The sequence below is a fragment of the Lachnoclostridium phytofermentans genome, assembly GCF_000733755.1.
In the GTDB taxonomy this organism is placed as follows: domain Bacteria; phylum Bacillota; class Clostridia; order Lachnospirales; family Lachnospiraceae; genus Lachnoclostridium; species Lachnoclostridium phytofermentans_A.
The window spans coordinates 513,194-526,517 of record NZ_JPOF01000002.1 but is presented as its reverse complement, the minus strand read 5'-3'; the positions used below and the strand labels follow the sequence as shown (position 1 = coordinate 526,517).

The 13,324-nt window shown below is 37.9% G+C and carries 12 protein-coding genes; all 12 read left to right on the top strand.

The annotated features are described in order from the left end of the window. The first annotated feature begins 19 nt into the window (after positions 1-19). The 12 genes from hisA to rbfA all read left to right on the top strand — a co-directional run bounded on the left by hisA (position 20) and on the right by rbfA (position 13,320). On the top strand, positions 20-739 hold the full coding sequence (hisA, locus tag CC92_RS0104935; RefSeq protein ID WP_029504109.1) for a 1-(5-phosphoribosyl)-5-[(5-phosphoribosylamino)methylideneamino]imidazole-4-carboxamide isomerase: 720 nt from the start codon (positions 20-22) through the stop codon (positions 737-739). Between the two features lie 109 nt (positions 740-848). Further along, complete coding sequence (gene hisIE / locus CC92_RS22055) at positions 849-2,123, top strand: bifunctional phosphoribosyl-AMP cyclohydrolase/phosphoribosyl-ATP diphosphatase HisIE (RefSeq protein WP_155998440.1); 1,275 nt, start codon at positions 849-851, stop codon at positions 2,121-2,123. Between the two features lie 147 nt (positions 2,124-2,270). Further along, complete coding sequence (locus tag CC92_RS22775; RefSeq protein WP_197035780.1) at positions 2,271-2,417, top strand: hypothetical protein; 147 nt, start codon at positions 2,271-2,273, stop codon at positions 2,415-2,417. Between the two features lie 416 nt (positions 2,418-2,833). Then, on the top strand, positions 2,834-5,140 hold the full coding sequence (locus tag CC92_RS0104920) for a hypothetical protein (protein ID WP_029504113.1): 2,307 nt from the start codon (positions 2,834-2,836) through the stop codon (positions 5,138-5,140). Positions 5,141-5,272: 132 nt separating this feature from the next. Beyond that, positions 5,273-5,884, top strand: a complete 612-nt coding sequence (gene rbr, locus CC92_RS0104915) for a rubrerythrin (RefSeq protein ID WP_029504115.1) — start codon at positions 5,273-5,275, stop codon at positions 5,882-5,884. Between the two features lie 164 nt (positions 5,885-6,048). Continuing rightward, positions 6,049-7,026: a biotin--[acetyl-CoA-carboxylase] ligase gene (locus CC92_RS0104910; RefSeq protein WP_029504117.1), complete on the top strand. Its 978-nt coding sequence runs from the start codon at positions 6,049-6,051 to the stop codon at positions 7,024-7,026. 213 nt (positions 7,027-7,239) lie between these two features. Continuing rightward, the gene (gene rimP, locus CC92_RS0104905; RefSeq protein WP_029504119.1) at positions 7,240-7,707 is read left to right on the top strand and encodes a ribosome maturation factor RimP; all 468 of its coding nucleotides are present in this window, start codon (positions 7,240-7,242) and stop codon (positions 7,705-7,707) included. A 22-nt stretch (positions 7,708-7,729) separates the two neighbouring features. Beyond that, positions 7,730-8,794: a transcription termination factor NusA gene (gene nusA, locus CC92_RS0104900; RefSeq protein ID WP_029504120.1), complete on the top strand. Its 1,065-nt coding sequence runs from the start codon at positions 7,730-7,732 to the stop codon at positions 8,792-8,794. 26 nt (positions 8,795-8,820) lie between these two features. Further along, complete coding sequence (gene rnpM / locus CC92_RS0104895; RefSeq protein ID WP_029504121.1) at positions 8,821-9,096, top strand: RNase P modulator RnpM; 276 nt, start codon at positions 8,821-8,823, stop codon at positions 9,094-9,096. Next, positions 9,089-9,436, top strand: a complete 348-nt coding sequence (locus CC92_RS0104890) for a L7Ae/L30e/S12e/Gadd45 family ribosomal protein (protein WP_081841925.1) — start codon at positions 9,089-9,091, stop codon at positions 9,434-9,436. The genes rnpM and CC92_RS0104890 overlap by 8 nt, the downstream gene beginning before the upstream one ends. Positions 9,437-9,480: 44 nt before the next feature. Beyond that, positions 9,481-12,810: a translation initiation factor IF-2 gene (gene infB / locus CC92_RS0104885; RefSeq protein WP_029504123.1), complete on the top strand. Its 3,330-nt coding sequence runs from the start codon at positions 9,481-9,483 to the stop codon at positions 12,808-12,810. An 81-nt stretch (positions 12,811-12,891) separates the two neighbouring features. After that, a complete protein-coding gene (gene rbfA / locus CC92_RS0104880; protein ID WP_029504124.1) occupies positions 12,892-13,320 on the top strand; it encodes a 30S ribosome-binding factor RbfA in 429 nt (142 codons plus the stop codon). The last annotated feature ends 4 nt before the right edge of the window (positions 13,321-13,324 follow it).

Here is a 13,324-nt window from a genome sequence, read left to right as displayed (position 1 = left end):
CGGCAGATAGGAGAAGACAATGAGATTATATCCAGCAATTGATATTCGAAATGGGCAGTGCGTTAGATTAAGACAAGGGCAATTTCATGATGTAGAAGTGTATTCTCATGTTCCCGCTAACATAGCGATGCAGTGGGAACGCCAAGGAGCAAGCTACATACATATTGTAGATTTAGATGGAGCCTTGGCTGGCCATAGCATGAACGATGAAGTGATTAAAGAGATCGTTTCGAATGTTTCGATACCGATTCAGGTTGGCGGAGGTATCCGTACTATTCAGGATATAGAGCATAAGTTAAATCTCGGTGTTAGCCGTGTTATTATAGGTACAAAAGCAGTGGAAAATCCTCAGTTTGTAAGAGAAATTATTTCAACTTTTGGAGCAGATAAAATAGTAATTGGGATTGATGCAAAAAATGGTATGGTTGCTATTGAAGGATGGGAAAAGGTTAGCAATTATAATGCGGTTTCCCTTGCTCTTGAAATGAAAGAGATAGGGGTAACCACAATAGTTTATACAGATATTTCCAAAGATGGTATGTTACAAGGACCTAATATAGAACACACGAAAGAGATGGTTGATTCGACTGGACTTAATATTATTGCTTCAGGCGGAGTATCCTCGATGAAAGATTTAGAAGCACTGGATGAGATTAATGTATCTGGAGTTATTATTGGAAAAGCATTATACGAACGAAGAATTGAGTTAGAGAAAGCGACTAGACTATTCGAGCAGTAGCTAATTCATAAGAAGGAAAAGCTAACAAAGCGTACCTAAACTTATACATGACAAGGAAAAGTTCGTGATGTGTTGTTACCTTGTATGGCAGAAGAAAGAGAGATTAGTTATGTATAAAAAAATTATTGCATATATTAATGCGGAAAATGAGTTAGAGGACAGCATAATAAAGCGAGCTCTAGCTTACGAGCAAAACGGTGCAGACGAAATATTGATTTATAATTACTCTATCCTAGAAAAGGAGAGAGAGGAATTTTTATTAACAGTGAAAACCATTGTGAAGAAGGTAGAAATACCTGTCATGATTGGATACCTTGCTAAACGTTTCGAAGATATTAAAAAAGCATTCTATACTGGAGCTGCTAAGGTGGTACTACCTTTTTGTAAACTAACTGATATGGCTATCCTAAAGGAAGGCTCTGATCGTTTTGGTAAAGATAAAATTATCTTAGAGTTTGATGCGAGTGCTGATAAAAATGATGGTATTTTACAGAGAGAAGACTTAATTAAGGATATTCTTCCATTAGGCATCGATTCGGCGCTTATTAAACATGTCTATATGACAGAGAGCATCTTAGAAAAAATCGAAGCTTCTCCGTTTCCTATCTATATCAGAGATAGTTTATTACGAAATGACATGGAGACTTTAATAAAAACAAAAAATGTTCTTGGTGTCGCAACAGATTATTACGAAAATAAGGACATTTATAAAATTAAGAGATTATTAGAAGAAGCGGGAATAGAAATGAATTCATTTCGAAGCAACCTGCCATTTTCTGAATTTAAGTTAAATGAGCAAGGATTAATTCCTGTTGTAACTCAGGATTATAAGACGAAAGAAGTTCTTATGGTCGCTTACATGAATGAAGAGGCCTATGAAAAAACGTTAGAAACTGGACGTATGACATATTATTCTAGAAGCAGACAAAGTCTATGGATAAAGGGTGAAACTTCAGGGAATTATCAATACGTAAGATCCTTAACAATCGACTGTGATAAGGACACGATATTAGCAATGGTTCAGCCACAAGGACCGGCATGTCATACAGGAAATACAACCTGTTTCTTTCAAAATTTAGTGAAAAAGGAATATGAAGAATCAAATCCTTTATTAGTTTTACAGGATGTATATCAAGTAATCTTGGATCGCAAAAGGAATCCAAAGGAAGGTTCTTATACGAATTATCTGTTTGATAAGGGAATTGATAAGATTCTTAAAAAATGTGGAGAAGAGGCTACAGAAATCGTGATTGCAGCCAAAAATCCGAATCCCGAAGAATTAAAATACGAAATCTCGGATTTCCTTTATCATATGATGGTGCTAATGGCAGAACGTGGTGTCGACTGGGATGATATTATTGAAGAGCTCTCTCACCGAAGATAATAATTGCTGTAGATGAGAACAGGAAGATAACTTTTTCTATTTCTAATACGAAAGATTCTTTATTTTTTGAATTTGCATCTTCTATCAATTTATTGTATAATAAATTTAGTTTTGGTTAACGTAAGATTAATTGAAGGAGGTAGAGCGATGGAAGATTTTATAGTTGAATTATTACGAACCTCATTTAAGTTTATATTCCTAGCATTGGTTGCAACAGGTGGTGTATTTGCTGGTAAAGCTCTTCGAATCAATAAGAATAAAAAAGAGGCATCGGTGTCTATAGAGAAGGAATAATTCTTAAGTTATAGTAAGAAAAAATGTAAGAGATAATGGCTTTATGGTAAGTATGGAGAATTCTTAGAATTCATAATACTTGACATAGAGCTATTTTTGTATTTCTATTTAAGTCCTTTCTTTTATATAAAGCATGATAGCGGGCTTATCTATCTCTAAAAAAATATTTTCTATTGAGTTTCTATTTCAGAAATTAATTTGAAAGGTGCAAAAAATCTGTAAAATCAACCTGATAGAACAAGAATATTGCAGTACAATAAAGAATTATTGTGATATAATGCAAATAACAATAAAAAACGATAGCACTTGTATCGGTTTTTTACAAAAGAAAACATAGAATGGTCCGAGTTTGAAAGATAAGTATTCTATAGGAGGACAGTCGATGTTTCCTGTTTGGAAGGGAGAAGGAAATACGCATGATTACATTAACCTTTGAAAAGATATACCTAAAAGAACGTAAGATGGAGCCTTGTAGTGTTGCGATTCCAGTTAAAAAAGGAACGTTAAAGAGTACGAAAGGCATTGTTGTAGCTAAAGATGGGCTAGAAACAGTATCACAGACGAAGGCTACAAGCTATTGGGAGGATGGATCGATTCGCTGGATTTTTGTACGTTTCTTAGCAAATTTACCAGGGAATAAGGGGACTTCTTATGAACTATATCTCAATAGAGAAGAGTTTTTGGAGGACAGAAAAACAAGAAACTTAGAACACTTAACAAAAACAAAGGATAATTTGAATACGAATAATGACGTATTAGAGGACATACCTGCACTTACTGTGAGAAAGGAATCAGAGAATTATACCATTCAAACAGGAGGATTCGAGTTTACTACTAATACTGGTAAGGGTGGGTTCTTTAAAGAAGTAATCTTTGGTGATACAAAATATCACGAAAGTCAATTTAAGGCTCCTCTTCTTAAAATTGATAAAAAAGGTCTCTGTGAGTTTAACCTCCATCAATTTCGTATTGTGGAAGAAGGTCCAGTATGTGTAATCTTAGAAGGTGTCGGAGAACATACTATAGAAGAACAATCTTATAAGGTGACGATACAATTAACTGCCTATGCGGGTAAACCATGGATTGAGGTGGCATATCGCTTGTTTAACACCTCGAATCAAGCCTTGCCTATAGAGTATCTTAACTATGAAATCTTGGCTAAAAATCAAATAGATGCTAAAAATGAAAAGAATGTAGAGGTAACACGCACCTGTGTAGCAACTTCGAATTACCGCACGAGTTACTTGGTAAGTGAAGAAGGAGAAACCGTTTCTAAAAAAGTAGATGCAGAGGATTTATTATACGAAGCGAACGAGCATATTGCCGAAGTGTTCTACGGAACCATGTTTGCAGATTATAATACAGTAGAAGGTGGTGTTTGTGCAACGATTTATCAGGCACAGCAAAACTACCCTAAGGCAGTGGAAGCCTCAAAGCAGGGCATCAAGATTAGTCTAGTTCCTGAAAATGCAACGAAGATTATAATGCAATCTGGCATGGCAAGAGAACAAAAATTATTACTTCATTTCCACTCTGCTGATGAAGATTTAAAAGAATTAAACAACCGCAGTTTAATTTATCAGATGCCAGATCGTCCGCAATTAGACAGTAAAGTTTATAGTGATTCAAAAACCTTCCATGATGTCTTTGTTGATAAGAAAATACAAAAAGTAGAACTCTCATTAATTGCAAAAGCGGATAGTCATTCTAGATGCTATGGTATGTTAAATTGGGGAGACTCCCCTGATCCTGGTTATACTACGCAAGGACGTGGGGGCGGATTACCAGTTTGGACGAACAATGAATATGATTTTCCTCATGCATGTGCACTCATGTATGTAAGGACTGGTACAAGACGATTCTTAGATTATTTATTAGTAGCAGGTAGACATTGGATGGATGTAGATGTATGCCACTATAGCGACAATCCATTATATTTTGGTGGTCAATGGGAACATACGAACAATCATGTATTAAACAGTGAGATTGTATGTAGTCATCAATGGGTCGAAGGCTTAATTGATTACTATCATTTTACAGGGGATGAAGAAAGCTATAAAACAGCCATCGGAATCGGAGAAAATATCTTACGTTTACTAGAAACACCAATGTTTCAACAAAAGGGAGAGATTAATGCGAGAGAAACTGGCTGGGCGATGCGAAGCTTAGTGGCCTTATATAAAGAAACTCACGAGGAACGTTGGCTAGTAAAGTGTGATTGGATTGTAGGGCATTTTGAGGATTGGGAGAAGGAATATGGGTACTGGCTATCTCCTTATACTGATAATACCGCAATTCGTGTAGTATTTATGATTTCTATTGCGGTTGGAAGCCTTATGAGATACCATCGTATTAGACCAAGCGAAAATATAAAAAGTATGATACTCCGAGCAGTGGATGACTTAATAGAAAACTGCTATATGGACAATGGTCTGTTCTACTACAAAGAGTTACCTAGCCTTAAGCGTCTTGGCAATAACACAATTATCCTAGAAGCATTAACGATATGTTATGAGTTAACGGGAGATGAGAAATATCTTACTTATGGATTAATGACGTTTGAGCTAGCTACACGGGATCAAAATGCTAGTATGGGTGGCAGTAAAAAGATTATAGAAGATAGCGTCATAGGACCGGGTCCGGGAACCAAAAACTTTGCTCAAAGTTTTCTACCGTTAGTTACTTATTATAAAGCAGCTACTGATACGGGAATTTTATCGTAATGAAAGCATCTACTTTTAGATAACTAGAGCGCTATCTAAATTCAATAAAATACAATGTATAGTAATTTAATAATAACCTTCTGTTTTTTCGGCAATACTTTTAAAAGAGTATGGAATACAGGAGGTTATTTTATGTCTATTGAATTTAAAGATAGTGAAACCAAAGAGAATTTAATGAGAGCTTTTGCAGGAGAGAGTCAGGCTAGAAATCGATACACCTTTTCAGGAAAACAAGCTAGAAAGCAAGGATATTATGTGATTGAGCAAATATTTAATTTTACTGCGGATCAAGAGTATGCTCATGCAAAATTATTTTATGAACACTTAAAACCTTTTACCGGAGAAACAATTACAGTAGATGGCGGTTATCCTGTGGATTTACATGATGACTTAGAAAAACTACTTCGTGCAGCAGCTCATAATGAGTTTGAGGAGCATGATGATGTCTATAAGAAATTTAGCGAGAAAGCTAAAGAAGAAGGCTTTCCTCAAATAGCAGCACAATTTCATATGATAGCAAGTGTTGAAAAGATTCATGGCGATCGATTTACTATGATAGCTGACATGATTCGTGACAATAAGCTATTTGTCTCAGAGGTGGAAACTGAGTGGATGTGTCTTTATTGTGGTTATGTTCTTGAAGGAAAAGAAGCTCCTGAGGTTTGTCCGAACTGTCTTCATGGTCGTGGATTCTTTGTGCGTATCACTTTAGCTCCTTATACAAAGGCAAGTAACGAGAAATAACTATATTATTATTCATCGTATCTCTTCTTAAAATATAAGCTCTATCCTAGGAACATTTACTAGAAAAATCGCATCTGGTAGTTGAATCCTTTCTATAAAATCGCTATAATTAATGTTATTAAAAAGAGGGCGACTCTTACTACCGAGGTGAAATGAGGGATTGAATGTCTGTAAAACAAGAGGTACTTAAAACATTAGAAGAAAATCGCGGTGAATTTTTTTCTGGAGAAGAGCTGGCAGGAAGAATAAAAGTGTCAAGAGCTGCGGTTTGGAAAGCAATCAAAGCACTAGAAGCAATGGGATATTTAATTCATGCAGTACCAAACAGAGGTTATTGTCTGGCTACAACGAATGATGTTTTATCTGTAGAAGGAATTAGAACCTTTCTTAGCAAAGAGCACGAAGGATTGCATATAGAAGTAAAAGAAATTACTGGTTCTACGAATCAAGATGCAAAAATGGCCGCTGCAAACGGAGTTCCTCATGGTAATGTGTTTGTTGCAAATGAGCAGACAGCAGGTCGAGGTAGACGAGGAAGAAACTTTATATCGATGCAGGGTAGCGGTATCTATATGAGTATTATATTAAAACCACTACTTACGGCTTCGGATGCTATTTATATGACAACAGCTGCTTCGGTTGCTGTTTATCGAGCGATTAAAAAGGTGACACAAAAGGAAACGCAGATTAAGTGGGTCAATGATTTATATTATGAAGGGAAAAAAGTCTGCGGTATCTTAACAGAAGCTGTCACAGATTGTGAAACAGGACTTATTGATAGTATCATTCTTGGAATAGGTATTAACTTTAATATTAAGCTAGAACAAATTCCTTCTGATTTAAAGGAGACGGCTGGAGCACTTTATCATGGAGATACCCATGGAGTAAACAGAAATCAGTTAATCGCTGAAATACTATATCAAGTGCTACAGGTATGTATGGATTCTGATAGTAGAGAGTTTTTAAAGGATTACCGAGAAAACTCGATGGTACTAGGAAGGGAAATTAACATCTTAGGTTTCAATGAACCAAAGAAAGCAATCGCTGTTGGAATTGAAGACAATGGAGGGTTGATTGTTGAATACGAAGACAAGAAGAGGGAAACCATTCATACAGGAGAAGTCAGCATCCGCCTAGCCTAACAGTTCTGAAATAGTCCTTGCAATAATTTGGAATGAATGATATAATGTACATGATGCAATGATATGATTATGACAGGAGTGGGCGAAAGTCCACTCTTACTTTTTGCTGTGGGGTCCTGTGAAGCCGGACCACATACAGACCAGCACCAAGTCAGCACATCATTTGTCATGAAGAAGTAGCATTTTGGTAATAATAGAAAAGGAGGTGTCTTTATGACAAAGAGAGAAGAATATGAATTAAAAACAGAACGACTACTAACACCGATTATGGAGGAATGTAATTTCGAGTTGGTGGATGTAGAGTATGTAAAAGAAGCTGGCAACTGGTATTTACGTGCTTACATTGATAAGGAAGGCGGTATTACGGTAGACGATTGCGAGGTAGTCAGCAGACGCTTAAGTGATTTGCTTGATGAGAAAGATTATATTCCAGATGCCTATATTCTCGAGGTAAGTTCACCAGGACTTGGAAGACAACTTAAAAAAGACAAGGATTTTAAACGCAGCCTTGGTGAAGAAGTTGAAATAAAGCTATATAAGGCAATTAATAAGCAAAAAGATTTTGAGGGTACTTTAACGGATTTTGATCAGGAGAAGCTGATACTAAAGCAGGCAGATGGAACTACTATGGAGTTTGCGCGAGCAGACATCGCTATGGTAAGATTAGCGCTTGACTTTTAATTTAAAGGAGGAATCGTAGAACATGGAAGGGAACAAGGAACTAATTGAAGCTTTGAACCAAATTGAAAAAGAAAAGGACATCAGCAAAGAAGTCTTATTAGAGGCGATGGAGAATTCTTTAGTAGCAGCGTGCAAAAATCATTTTGGAAAAGCTGATAATATTAAGGTTTATATTGACCGTAAGACAGGAGCTGTCAGTGTTTTTGCAGAGCGAGTTGTAGTAGAACAGGTGCAGGATCCAGTAATGGAAATTAGTCTTTCTGAAGCTACAATGAAATTTCCAAAAGGAAAGTATGAATTAGGTGATATCGTTCAAGTGGAAGTTACACCAAAGAACTTTGGACGTATTGCTGCTCAAAAAGCAAAGCAGGTAGTAGTTCAAAAAATCCGTGAGGAAGAGCGTAAAGTTTTATTTAATCAATATTATGGAAGAGAAAAAGATATCGTAACAGGTATCGTACAGCGTTATGTTGGAAATAACGTAAGCATTAACCTTGGTAAAGTGGATGCTGTGCTTATGGAAAATGAACAGATCAAAGGAGAGCGCTTTCGCCCAACAGACCGTGTAAAACTTTATGTGCTTGAAGTAAAAGATACTACCAAAGGACCTAAGATTACAGTTTCTAGAACCCATCCAGAACTTGTGAAAAGACTATTTGAAGCTGAAGTTACAGAGGTAAAAGAAGGAATTGTTGAAATTAAGAGCATTTCTCGTGAAGCCGGAGATAGAACAAAGATGGCAGTATACAGTAACGAACCTAATGTTGATCCAGTTGGAGCATGCGTTGGTCTAAATGGCGCTAGAGTAAATGCCATTGTGAATGAACTTGGTGGTGAAAAAATTGATATTGTTAACTGGAGTAATGATCCAGCGGAATTAATCGAGAATGCATTAAGTCCTGCTAAGGTTGTTTCTGTTGATGTGAATGAAGAGGAAATGAGTGCAAAGGTTATTGTACCAGACTATCAACTATCTTTAGCGATTGGAAGACAGGGACAGAATGCAAGACTTGCTGCAAGATTAACTGGATATAAGATCGATATCAAGAGTGAATCACAGGTATATGGTAGTTACTACGAGGAATAGGGTTTCCGAAAGAGGTAGATGACGATATGAATACAAGAAAAATTCCATTACGTAAATGTACCGGTTGCGGAGAGATGAAGAGTAAAAAAGAAATGGTGCGAGTATTAAAAACACCGGAAGATACGATTGTACTTGATGCAACTGGAAAGAAAAACGGTAGAGGAGCATACATATGCAACTCATTGGAATGTCTTAGAAAAGCCATCAAAAGTAAGGGGCTTGAGAGATCCTTAAAAACTGCGATTCCAAAAGAGGTATATGAACAATTGGAAAGTGAGTTGAATGAGATTGCAGATGAATGACGAAATGTTGCTTAAGGCAGAAACCACGAAGAAACGAGTAATGTCGTTACTGGGATTGGCAACCAAAGCAGGATATGTGGCAAGTGGAGAATTTTCTACCGAAAAGTCGGTAAAAGAGGGAAAGGCGTGCGTGGTCATAGTAGCGGAAGATGCTTCAGAGAATACAAAGAAAATGTTTCGCAATATGTGTACCTTCTACGATGTACCGATCTATAACTTCGGTGAAAAGACCGATCTTGGACACGCGATAGGAAAAGAATTTCGCGCATCCTTAAGTATTAATGACAAAGGAATGGCAAGGAGCATAGAAAAATATTTGAATCAGGAGAGTTCGAAATGATGAAGAGAGATTGTTGAGAACCTACTAAGCGGAGGTAGTAATATATGGCAAAAATGAAAATCCATGAATTAGCCAAAGAGTTAGGAGTAGACAACAATGAGATTGTTAACTATTTACAGTCAAAAGGATCTGAGGTAAAAAGTTATCGCAATAGCATTGAAGAAAAAGAAATTGATTTAGTCCGAGGAAAATTTAAAGGTTCAGTTAGTAAATCAGAGCCAAAATCTATAGATAGTGGAAAGGCATCAAGAGTGGAAAAACCAGAAAAAACAAACAGCGTTACGGCAAAGGCAGAGCAGACTCCTTCAGAGCCAGTGGTGCAAAAACAACGACCAATGACAGGACAGGGAGAGAGAAAAAATATGAGTGAACAACAAACAACAGGAAACACCGAAAGTGGCGATAACAAACAAACCTTTGGTGATAAAAAGTACCAACATACAGATAGAAGACCACAAGGAAACGATGGAGAAGGAACACAGACTTCAATAAATTCTGGTGATAGAAGACCACAGGCTCAGGGAAGTTATGGAGATAAAAGACATCAGGGTCAGAATTCAGCAGATAGAAGACCACAGGGCCAGGGAAACTATGGAGACAGAAGACCAAACAATGGCGACAGACCACAAGGTCAAGGAAACTATGGAGATAGAAGACCACAGGGCCAGGGAAACTATGGAGACAGAAGACCAAGCAATGGTGATAGACCACAGGGTCAAGGAAACTATGGAGATAGAAGACCACAGGGCCAGGGAAACTATGGAGACAGAAGACCAAACAATGGTGACAGACCACAGGGCCAAGGAAACTATGGAGATAGAAGACCACAGGGTCAAGGAAACTACGGAGATAGAAGACCACAGGGTCAAGGAAGCTATGGCGATAGACCACAGGGTCAAAGTAATTATGGAGATAGAAGACCACAGGGCCAAGGAAACTACGGAGATAGAAGACCACAGGGCCAGGGAAGCTACGGAGACAGACCACAGGGTCAAGGTAATTACGGAGATAGAAGACCACAGGGTCAAGGAAGTTACGGAGATAGAAGACCACAGGGTCAAGGAAGTTATGGAGATAGAAGACCACAGGGTCAGGGAAGCTATGGCGATAGACCACAGGGTCAAGGAAGTTATGGAGATAGAAGACCACAGGGCCAGGGAAGCTATGGCGACAGACCACAAGGTCAAGGAAGTTACGGAGATAGAAGACCACAGGGCCAAGGTGGCTATGGAGATAGAAGACCACAGGGTCAAGGTGGCTATGGAGATAGAAGACCTGGTGGCCAAGGCGGATACGCTGGTAGAAATCAGGGGCAGGGATCTTATGGCGGATTTGACAAGGATAAAGATGCTGGCTACACAAGAACCTTTGATAAAAAGCGTACAGATCCAAAAAGCAGTGAGAAGTCTAGTATCAAATCGGATCTTGCAAATGAATTAACAAAAGAACAAAGAGCAGCAGCATTTAACGACAAGAGTCGTGATCGTAATCGTGATCGTGACCGTGGTCGCAACAGTGGTGAAGAGGGCGATATTAAGCTAGTGAAAGGCAAAAAAGATCCTAATCGTAAGGGAGCGTTTATTATGCCTAAGCCACAGCAAGTTCAAGAAAAACAGGACGAAATTAAAACAATCACTCTTCCTGAAATTCTGACAATCAAAGAATTAGCTGATAAGATGAAGATTGTACCTTCTGCAGTAGTGAAGAAGTTATTCCTTGCGGGTAAGATGGTTTCTATTAACTCAGAGATTACCTATGAAGAAGCAGAAGAAATTGCTTTAGAATATGAAATTATCGCAGAAAAAGAAGTTGTTGTTAATAAAGTAGAAGAGTTATTAAAAGAAGAGGACGAAGATGATAGTCTTATGGTAAAACGTCCACCAGTAGTTTGTGTTATGGGGCACGTAGACCATGGTAAAACTTCTCTTCTTGATGCGATTCGTGAATCCAATGTTACTTCACGTGAGGCTGGTGGTATTACGCAGCACATTGGTGCTTACGTAGTTGAGATTAATGGAGAGAAGATTACTTTCCTTGATACTCCAGGACACGAAGCTTTTACTTCTATGAGAATGCGTGGTGCAAAATCCACTGATATCGCTATTTTAGTAGTTGCTGCAGATGATGGTGTTATGCCTCAGACAGTTGAGGCTATCAGCCATGCAAAGGCAGCAGGTGTTCAAATTATTGTAGCTATCAACAAGATTGATAAGCCAAGTGCAAACATCGAAAGAGTAAAACAAGAGCTTACCGAGCATGAGTTAATTGCAGAGGATTGGGGTGGTGACACCATCTTCGTTCCAGTTTCTGCCCATACCAAAGAGGGTATTGATCAGTTATTAGAGATGATTCTCTTAACTGCAGAAATGGGTGAGTTAAAGGCTAATCCAGACCGTATGGCAAGAGGTATAGTAATTGAAGCAGAGCTTGATAAGGGAAGAGGTACTGTTGCAACTATCTTAGTACAAAAAGGTACCCTTCATGTCGGAGACAATATTGTAATTGGTGCTTCTTATGGTAAAGTGCGTGCGATGATGGATGATAAGGGTAGAAGAGTAAAAGAAGCTACACCATCTACTCCAGTTGAGATCCTTGGCTTAAATGCGGTTCCAAATGCAGGTGAAATTTTCATGGCAACAGAAAATGAGAAGGAAGCACGTAATATTGCGGATGCCTTTATTTCTCAGGGTAAAGAACGTCTTCTTGCAGATACTAAAGCAAAATTATCTTTAGATGGCCTATTCTCACAGATTCAGGCGGGTAATATTAAAGAATTAAACTTAATTGTGAAAGCAGATGTTCAAGGTTCTGTAGAAGCTGTGAAACAAAGCTTGGTAAAACTGAGCAATGAAGAAGTTGCTGTACGAATCATTCATGGTGGCGTTGGTGCAATCAATGAGTCTGACGTTATGCTAGCAAGTACTTCAAACGCAATTATCATTGGATTTAATGTTCGTCCAGATAACACAGCTCGTGAAATAGCAGAACGTGAGAAAGTAGACTTAAGATTATATCGCGTTATTTACAGTGCGATTGAAGATGTTGAAGCAGCAATGAAGGGTATGTTAGACCCAACCTTTGAAGAAAAAGTAATTGGTCATGCAGAAGTTCGTCAGGTATTTAAGGCATCTGGCCTTGGTACGATTGCAGGTTCCTATGTATTAGACGGAAAGATTGTTAGGGGTTGTTCTGCACGTATTACAAGAGAAGGAACTCAGATCTTCGAGGGTGCATTGGCTTCCTTAAAGAGATTCAAGGATGACGTGAAGGAAGTAAATACAGGATACGAATGTGGTCTTGTATTTGAAAAGTTCAATGACATTCAAGAATATGACTTAGTTGAATTATATATGATGGTTGAGGTACCAAGATAGGAATAGGTACTTAATGTGTACAGTTGTACAAATTTGCAATCGTTATGAAACGGCATTATAAGTGCCAGAATGGAAGTTAGAATGAGAAAGAACAGTATTAAGAACACTAGAATAAATCAAGAGGTTCAAAAAGAACTTAGTATGCTCATATCAAGAGAACTGAAGGACCCTAGAATTAATCCAATGACAAGTATAGTTGCAGTAGAAGTTGCACCAGACTTAAAAACTGCAAAAGTGTATATTAGTGTCTTAGGTGATGAACAATCACAAAAGGATACTCTTGCCGGACTAAAGAGCGCTGCTCCGTACTTACGCGGACAGCTTGCTCGTGGTATTAATTTAAGAAATACACCAGAACTTCTATTTGTTGTGGATCAATCAATTGAGTATGGCGTTTCCATGTCAAAATTAATTAATGAATTAAATGCAGGTAATCAGAAAGCGTCAGACGAAGAAAATTTAGAGGAATCCTTAGAGTCCGAAGATGAGACAATGAATGAGGATGAGTAGTAAG

Coding starts and splice junctions, on each gene's coding strand:
- hisA (WP_029504109.1), top strand. CDS start 20: ATGAGATTATATCCAGCAATTGATATTCGAAATGGGCAGTGCGTTAGA.
- hisIE (WP_155998440.1), top strand. CDS start 849: ATGTATAAAAAAATTATTGCATATATTAATGCGGAAAATGAGTTAGAG.
- CC92_RS22775 (WP_197035780.1), top strand. CDS start 2,271: ATGGAAGATTTTATAGTTGAATTATTACGAACCTCATTTAAGTTTATA.
- CC92_RS0104920 (WP_029504113.1), top strand. CDS start 2,834: ATGATTACATTAACCTTTGAAAAGATATACCTAAAAGAACGTAAGATG.
- rbr (WP_029504115.1), top strand. CDS start 5,273: ATGTCTATTGAATTTAAAGATAGTGAAACCAAAGAGAATTTAATGAGA.
- CC92_RS0104910 (WP_029504117.1), top strand. CDS start 6,049: ATGTCTGTAAAACAAGAGGTACTTAAAACATTAGAAGAAAATCGCGGT.
- rimP (WP_029504119.1), top strand. CDS start 7,240: ATGACAAAGAGAGAAGAATATGAATTAAAAACAGAACGACTACTAACA.
- nusA (WP_029504120.1), top strand. CDS start 7,730: ATGGAAGGGAACAAGGAACTAATTGAAGCTTTGAACCAAATTGAAAAA.
- rnpM (WP_029504121.1), top strand. CDS start 8,821: ATGAATACAAGAAAAATTCCATTACGTAAATGTACCGGTTGCGGAGAG.
- CC92_RS0104890 (WP_081841925.1), top strand. CDS start 9,089: ATGAATGACGAAATGTTGCTTAAGGCAGAAACCACGAAGAAACGAGTA.
- infB (WP_029504123.1), top strand. CDS start 9,481: ATGGCAAAAATGAAAATCCATGAATTAGCCAAAGAGTTAGGAGTAGAC.
- rbfA (WP_029504124.1), top strand. CDS start 12,892: ATGAGAAAGAACAGTATTAAGAACACTAGAATAAATCAAGAGGTTCAA.